The organism is Brevundimonas sp. (assembly GCF_018608325.1).
GTDB lineage: Bacteria > Pseudomonadota > Alphaproteobacteria > Caulobacterales > Caulobacteraceae > Brevundimonas.
This window is the reverse complement of the sequence record NZ_JABAZW010000056.1, coordinates 716-7,714: the sequence shown is the minus strand read 5'-3', so window position 1 is coordinate 7,714 and position 6,999 is coordinate 716. Positions and strand designations below refer to the sequence as shown.

At 70.2% G+C, this 6,999-nt stretch carries 4 protein-coding genes and 1 pseudogene; all 5 read right to left on the bottom strand.

The window, feature by feature from the left end:
• Positions 1-2,609 (bottom strand): UvrD-helicase domain-containing protein (locus tag QZ281_RS06045; RefSeq protein WP_292225908.1); only part of this gene is annotated, 2,609 nt, incomplete at its 3' end.
• Positions 2,561-2,908, bottom strand: coding sequence for a UvrD-helicase domain-containing protein (locus QZ281_RS06040; RefSeq protein WP_292225906.1), 348 nt, complete (start codon positions 2,906-2,908; stop codon positions 2,561-2,563). The genes QZ281_RS06040 and QZ281_RS06045, both read right to left, overlap by 49 nt.
• On the bottom strand, positions 2,905-6,042 hold the full coding sequence (addB, locus tag QZ281_RS06035) for a double-strand break repair protein AddB (protein WP_292225905.1): 3,138 nt from the start codon (positions 6,040-6,042) through the stop codon (positions 2,905-2,907). Before addB ends, QZ281_RS06040 begins: the two co-directional genes overlap by 4 nt.
• The gene (gene murU / locus QZ281_RS06030) at positions 6,039-6,749 is read right to left on the bottom strand and encodes an N-acetylmuramate alpha-1-phosphate uridylyltransferase MurU (RefSeq protein ID WP_292225910.1); all 711 of its coding nucleotides are present in this window, start codon (positions 6,747-6,749) and stop codon (positions 6,039-6,041) included. Before murU ends, addB begins: the two co-directional genes overlap by 4 nt.
• Before the next feature lie 53 nt (positions 6,750-6,802).
• Positions 6,803-6,999, bottom strand: a pseudogene (locus tag QZ281_RS06025) (aminoglycoside phosphotransferase); the annotation flags it as partial.

The following is a 6,999-nucleotide window of genomic DNA, read 5'->3' as shown; positions in this document are numbered from 1 at the left end:
TCCGGGATGGCGGCGGCGCTGGCCGCCGTTGGCGCAGAGCGGGGCGTGGTTTCGGGATCGGCCCCGAACCTCAGCCGCCCGCCGTCCAGCAACTGCACCGCATCAGGCCGGTCCTGCGCCAGCCGTTCGAAGGTTCCGGCGATGACATCCCACCAGCTGCCTTCCTCATAGCCCGTCTCCTTGGGGCGGCTCATCTTGCGGCCCATGACGATCAGGCGGTCGCGGGCGCGGGTCAGGGCCACATAGAGCAGGCGCAGGGATTCAGCATCGGTGCGGTCCACGCGGGCCTGACGCACCTCGGCGGACACGGCGCAGTCGGACTTGGCGCTGGACGGACACATCAGCCAGGCCTCGGTCCCGTCGGCCAATGTCGCGGGCATCAGGGTCGGCCCCTGCGGCTTCGCCTTGCCAGTGGTGTCGGGCAGGATGACGATGGGCGCCTCCAGCCCCTTGGAGCCGTGGACGGTCATGACGCGGACCTCGTCGCGCGCACCCTCCATCTCGCGCTTCACCTCGACATCGGCCTGTTCCAGCAGGGCCAGACAGGTCTCCAGATCGCGCCCGCCGCGTTCCTCGGCCGCCAGAACCTGGGTCAGGGTTTCGTCAATGGCTTCTTCCGCCTCGCGGCCCAGACGATCCAGAATGCGGGCGCGGCCTGAACGACCATCTGGCCCGATCCGGTTCAGGGCGGCGGAGAAGAAGGCGAAGGGATCGCGGTCGCGCGCGGCGATCAGCGCCGCCATAAGATCGCGCGCGGCGGTCCATGCCGGGTGCTCATGGGCGCGGCGCTGCAGTTCGCGCCACAGGCTGCGTCCCTCGCGGCCCACCTTGTCCGCTAACGGATAAAGGGCGTCGGCGGGGCCGAAATCAGCGACATCGCAGAAGGGGCTGCGCAGGATTTCCGCCAGCGACAGGTCGTCGTCAGGGAAGAGGGCGAAGCGAGCCAGGGCGATCAGATCATCAAAGACGATATGGTTCGAAAGCTTCAGCCGGTCGGCGCCCGCGACGGGCACACCTTCGGTTTTCAGGGCGCGGATGATCTCCTCGAAGGTCGCATCGCGACGGCGCACCAGCACCAGGAAGTCGCCGTAACGCACGGGCCGCAGGGCGCCGCGCTGCTTCGGATCATAGATGGCGGCGCCCGCCTCGACCTGTTCGCGGATGTGGCGGGCCAGCGACTGGGCCAACTGCTTGCGGGCGCTGCGGCTGTCTTCCTTGTCGACGGGGGCGTTCCAGGCCTCGCGCTCGGGCGCCGCCGGGTCTTCGAACAGGGGCCAGAGTTCGACCGCGCCATATTGCTCTAGACGGGCGGGGCGGTGGATAGCGATTTCGCCTGCCTCTCCGACCAGAGCGCGGGTGCGGCCGGGGCTGTCGAAGGCGACGTCGACAAAGGCCAGAACTTCCTCCGTCGAGCGGAAGGAGGTGTCCAGCGGCACCTCGCGGAAGTCGGCGCCCGCCTCGCGCACCAGGGCGTCATAGGTTCGGGCCTCCTGACGCAGCCGTTCGGGTCGCGCGCCCTGGAAGGAATAGATCGACTGTTTCTCATCGCCCACGGCGAAGACCGTGCGGGGGATAGCGGCGCCCTTACGCTCGGCGCCGGAACCGGCGAAGAAGGGTTCCGTCAGGGCGCGGACAATGTCCCACTGGTCGGGCGCGGTGTCCTGCGCCTCGTCGATCAGGACGTGCTCAATCCCGCCGTCCAGCTTGTACAGAACCCAGGCGGCGGTGGCCCGTTTGGTCAGCAGTTCGACTGTGCGCCCGACCAGATCGGTGAAGTCCAGCGCGCCGTTCGCCCGTTTTGCAGCCTCGTACAGGGCGGCGTGAACGCGGGCCAGGGTCAGAACCTTTTCCGTCTCGTCCGCCACGCGGGCGGCGCGCACCCGGTCCAGCGTCGAGACGTATTTCAGCGACACATCCGCCAGATAGGAGGCCGCGCCGGGCGGGGCCTTTGACGTGCCGAACTTGTCGCGCGCCACGCCCTTCGAATCGATGAAGATGGGCGTCATGGCGGTCAGGGTCGTCGCGGGCGGAACCGCATCGCGCATCTGTCCGGCCAGCTTCTTGTCATTGGCGCCGCCCGTGGCGAACCCCTCGGCGGCGGCCAGCCAGTCGGCGGGGTTCAGCCAGTCCATGAACCCGGCCTCGATCTCGGCGGGCGTCTCGTCGCGGGTGACCCCGACCAGTTCGTGCGGGCCGGGCGCGGTTCCGGCTTCGATCCGAGCCAGATAGTCCAGCAGCGGCTCGCGCTTGGCCTCAATGGCGTCCAGCAGGGAATGGAAGGCGTCCCAGGCCAGTTCGACGGCGAAATGGGCGTATGCGCGGCCCACCGGACCATCGCCGTCGTTCAGGGCGTAACGGGCCAGGTCTTCGCGCGCGGCGTGGGACAGGGCCAGCGCCGCCTGATCCTCCAGCACCTCGAAGCCGGGCGCCACCCCGGCCTCCAGCGGGAACCGGCGCAGCAGCTTCTCGCAGAAGGCGTGGATGGTCTGGATCTTCAGCCCGCCCGGCGTCTCCAGCGCGCGGGCGAACAGGACGCGGGCCTCGGACAGTTCGGCGTCGGTCAGGCTGGCGGGATCGCGCCCGTCCAGCCGCGCCAGATCAGCCGCCATCCGGGTTGTCTCAATGGCCGATGCCACGACAGCGCCCGGTCGTCGGCGACCGCCCATTCGCCCAGCCGTTCGAACAGCCGCGCCTGCATCTCGGCGGCGGCGGCCTTGGTGTAGGTGACGCACAGGATTTCGCCGGGCCGCACCCGTTTCAGCAACAGCCGCGCCACGCGGCTGACCAAGGTAGTGGTCTTGCCCGAGCCCGCGTTAGCGGTGACGAAGACCGACAGGGCCGGATCGGCGGCGGTCGCCTGATGGGCGCGGGCCATGTCTACGGGGTTGGGGGGCGATAGATCGCTCATTCGGGCGCCTCGTCCTCGCCGCCGACGACGTGCCATTCCCAGACGCGCGCCAGATGGTCGTAGTTGCCGCCGAAGTTGCCCATGAACTGCGGCGCGACCCATGAGGTGTAGGGCGTCGCCTCGTCATCGAAGGCCGCGACGCCCAGCTTCAGCCGGTCCAGTTCGCGCGTCGCCATCTGGGCGGCGGTCTGGGCGTTGCCCCGCCCCTGACGCGAGACGTCATCGACCTTGCCCGGATCGCGGCGGCCGGTGACCTTGACGTACAGAAGCTCGGTCGCCTCGGTCGGCGGGGCCTGGAACCCGCCCTCGGCCAGTATGGCGGCGGTCAGGGTCAGTTGCGGCGCGAACCCCTGCACCACCTGTTTCTGGCTGGGCGTCTGGCCGGTCTTGAAGTCGATGATCGCCGCGCCCGTCGCATCCAGTTCGATGCGGTCGGCGCGGGCGGTGACGGTGAAGGGGCCGGCGGGGGCGTCAAAGACGACAGCGCCCGACTGTTCGATCAGCAGGGTCGTGCCGCGCGCACGCCGTTCACGTTCGAACTTCTCCAGCCACTGTGCGGCGTTACGGGCCAGCGGGCGTTCGCGGGCCAGGGCGGCGTCCTCGAACCCGGCCTCGGTCATGGCGTTGACGATGAGGTCGGCGATCTGGTCGGCGCAGTTGTCGGGCAGGGCGTGGGGCCAGATGCGGACCATCTGTTCAATGGCGTCGTGGATGGCGTTGCCGCGCGCCATGGCCTCGGCCGAGGCGCCGGGGCGGTCCAGCACCCTCAGCCCCAATATCCGCTGGGCATAGACGGCATAGGGGTCGCGCACCCAACGCTCGACCCCGGTGACGGGCAGCACACGCGGGCGGCGGTCCACCGGCGGGGTCGGGGCGGGGCGGCGCGCATAGTCGGGCGTGTCGCGCAAAGGCGCATCCAGCGCACGGGTCCAGTCGGCGACATGGACGGGGGCGGAAACGGCGACCGGCGTCTCATCCGTATTCGCCCCACGCGTCAGCATGTCGAGGCGCCACAGCCAGCGGGAGCGGACGGCGGGCTGGCCGCCGCGTCGTTCGGTGTGGATCAGGATGGCTTCGTCAGCGCAGGCGGCCTGAACAAAGTCCTGTGCGCTCTGGCCGATGCGGCGTTCGGGCGGGGGCAGGCCCAGCGCCTTTCGCATGGGCCGCGACAGGAAGGGATCGACTGGCGCGCCCTGCGGCCAGACGCCTTCCTCCAGCCCGGCCAGGATCATCCGGTCGGCCCGCACCAGGCGGGCCTCGATGGCGCCGAGGATGCGCAGAGACGGGTGGGTCGCCCCGCCCGTGCGAACCACGGCGTCGGCCAGCAGACCCTTGACCAGTTCGACCATGTCCTCGGTCGAGACAGCGCCCAGCGACGCTCCGCCGGTGATCACGTTGGACAACAGGCCGGCCGCGCTTTCGCCGTCGGCTCCGGCCCAGGCGTTCTGACCCGCCAGCGCCTCGATCAGCACCGTCAGGGCGCGGGCGGCGGCGTCCAGTGGGGCTGTGGGGGCGAAGGCGGCGCGGGCTGTGGTGACCAGATGCTGCAGGTGATCCGACAGGGCGCGCGCCTGGGCGTGACGCTTCAGGCGGCCTTCAGACGGCGGGGCGTCGTCGCGGTCGGGCAGCAATGCGCGGTCCAGCTTCCGGTTCAGCCGCTCGAAGCTGGCGTGGCGCGGGCCACGCAGGACCATGTCCTCGAAGACCACGACGGCGCGGGCGGCGTCGATCTCGCCGAGGTCCAGTTGCACCAGCGGGTGTTTCAGCAGGCCCAGCAGCACCTGCGGATCGGTCGGCGCGGCGATCCAGCGCGCGCACAGTTCGACCAGCACCCCCGCAGGCATCCGGTTCAGCGGCCGACCGGCAGAGGCGTCCGGCACGATGCCCCAGCGTTCCAGCCGCGCGGCGACGCGGCGGCCCAGACCCTGATCCGGCGTGACCAAAGCGCAGGTCTTGCCGGGCGTCTCCAGCGTCTCGCGCATCATCAGGGCGATGGCGGCGGCGGTTTCCTCGTCATGGCGCAGGTTCAGGACTGACAACCCCTCCAGACCCTCGGCGATGGGGTCGGCGGCGCGGCCTGCCTCGACGGCGCGGGCGCGGATGTCGCGGATGGCCTCGCGCCAGTCTCCGGTCGCATCGGCGGGGCGCAGGGCTTCGTTCAGCAGACGCTGGCGGGCCAGACCGCGCTGCTCCGTCTGGGGCGCGACCGGCGGCTGGAACCACGGACGCACGGCGCGGCGGTCGATGTCGTGCCGCTCCAGCAGGCGTTTCAGGGCGCGCTGGGGGTGTTGTTCGTTCTCTTCATCGATCTGGTCCCAGACGCGGTCGTCCAGATCGAGATCAAGCCCCGGCAGAACGACACAGCCCAGAGGCGCGCGGGCGACGGCGCCCAGAACATCGGCGGCGGCGGGCACGGTGCCGGTCGATCCGGCGGCGATGACGGGCTGGGTCGGCGGCTCGCGGTCCCACAGTTCTGCCAGACGGCGCAGCAGGGTGGCGCGCCGCCACGCCGGATCAACCAGGCCCAGTTCGGCCAGGCGCTTGGGCCAGGCGACGACGCCCAGGCTCAGGAACTCGGCGGACCGTTCCCAATGTTCGGCCATCTCGCCATCGACCAGTCTGGCGACCCGTTCGGGGTTCTGAACCTCTTCCAACTGGCAGGAATCGAGGAAACCGCCCAGCGCATCGGCCAGATCCAACGCCCGCATCGGCGTTAGGTCGCTGTCGAATTGCTCCACGATCATCCGCGCCATTTCGAACCGGCGCGTCAGGGGGGCGATGGCGGGCGGCAGGTCCAGACCCAGGGCGCCGGGCGTGAAGGGCGGTTCGTCCTCCTCCAGATCACCCAGAGGCCGCACCTGCGGCAGCAGGACGGGACGCCCGTCTGCCAGCTTCGACAGGGCTCCGGTGAAGGCCCGCGCCGCCCGCCGGTTGGGCAGCAGTATGGTGGCGTCCGACAGGGTCTCTGGCGGCAGTTCGCCCAGCCACGCCAGAACCCCCGCCGCCAGATCTTCGAGGAACGGCCGGTGCGCTGGAATCGCGTGCCAGCGGGGGGCTCTTCCTGTTTCCCTATCGCCGCCCGCGCGGCGGTCGGCTGCTTGAGGGAAGTCGGCGAAGGGATCGAACGCGGTCACGCCTCTCCCGCCAGTTTCGTCTCGGCCTCATCGCGGGCCTGTGGGTCGCCGACGTGCATCCAGTCGCCGTCCAGCACGCAGCCGTACAGGCGGCCCTCAGCAGCGGACTTGCGCCACAGGGGGCTGAGCGAGAAGGGGCCGTCCGGGCCGTTGTCGGCGTATCCGGGCCGGGTGATGTGGACGCCCATATAGGCGAAGGGCGCGGTCGGTGCCTCGCCCCGGAAGGTCAGGCGGCCCCCCTCTCCGGGACTCTGCTCGCCCAGAAAGAAATCGCCGTCGCCCTCGAAGCCGATGGAGCCTTCGCGCCGGGCCAGCAACAGGGCGGCGTCCATCGTGTCCGGGTTCCACAGACGGACCAGATCGCCCAGCGCATCCCCCCGGTCGATCCAGACGCTGTCGATATTGGCGACGAAGACGGGCTCATCGCCCAGCAGGGGATGGGCCTTCTTCAGTCCGCCGCCGGTCTCCAGCAGTTCGGCGCGCTCGTCGGAGATCACGATGCCCGGCCCGCGACCGCGCGCGGCCAGATGCTGCTCCAGTCGGTCGGCGAACCAGTGAACATTGACCACGGCCTCGGTTACGCCTGCATCCGCCAGCCGATCCAGCACATGATCGATCAGGGCGCGGCCCTGCACCTCGACCAGCGCCTTGGGCCGGTCGTTGGTCAGCGGACGCATCCGCGTACCCAGCCCGGCGGCCAGAACCATCGCCTTCGTTGGAGCAGTCATGCGCGGACCTGCATTCTTGTTGGTCGCCGCGCTCATCCGCGCGTCTCCGGTGGGACATGGCGGTCGAACCAGCGGGCGACGGGCGCCAATGCGGGCTGTTCCAGATTGGCGTTCAGATGCCGCCACATGCGCGGCAGGAACTGACGATACCGGGGCTTGCCGTCGCGGGCGATCAGGCGGGCGAAGATGCCGATGATCCGCGCTTCGTTCAGGGCGGCGAGCCCGGCGT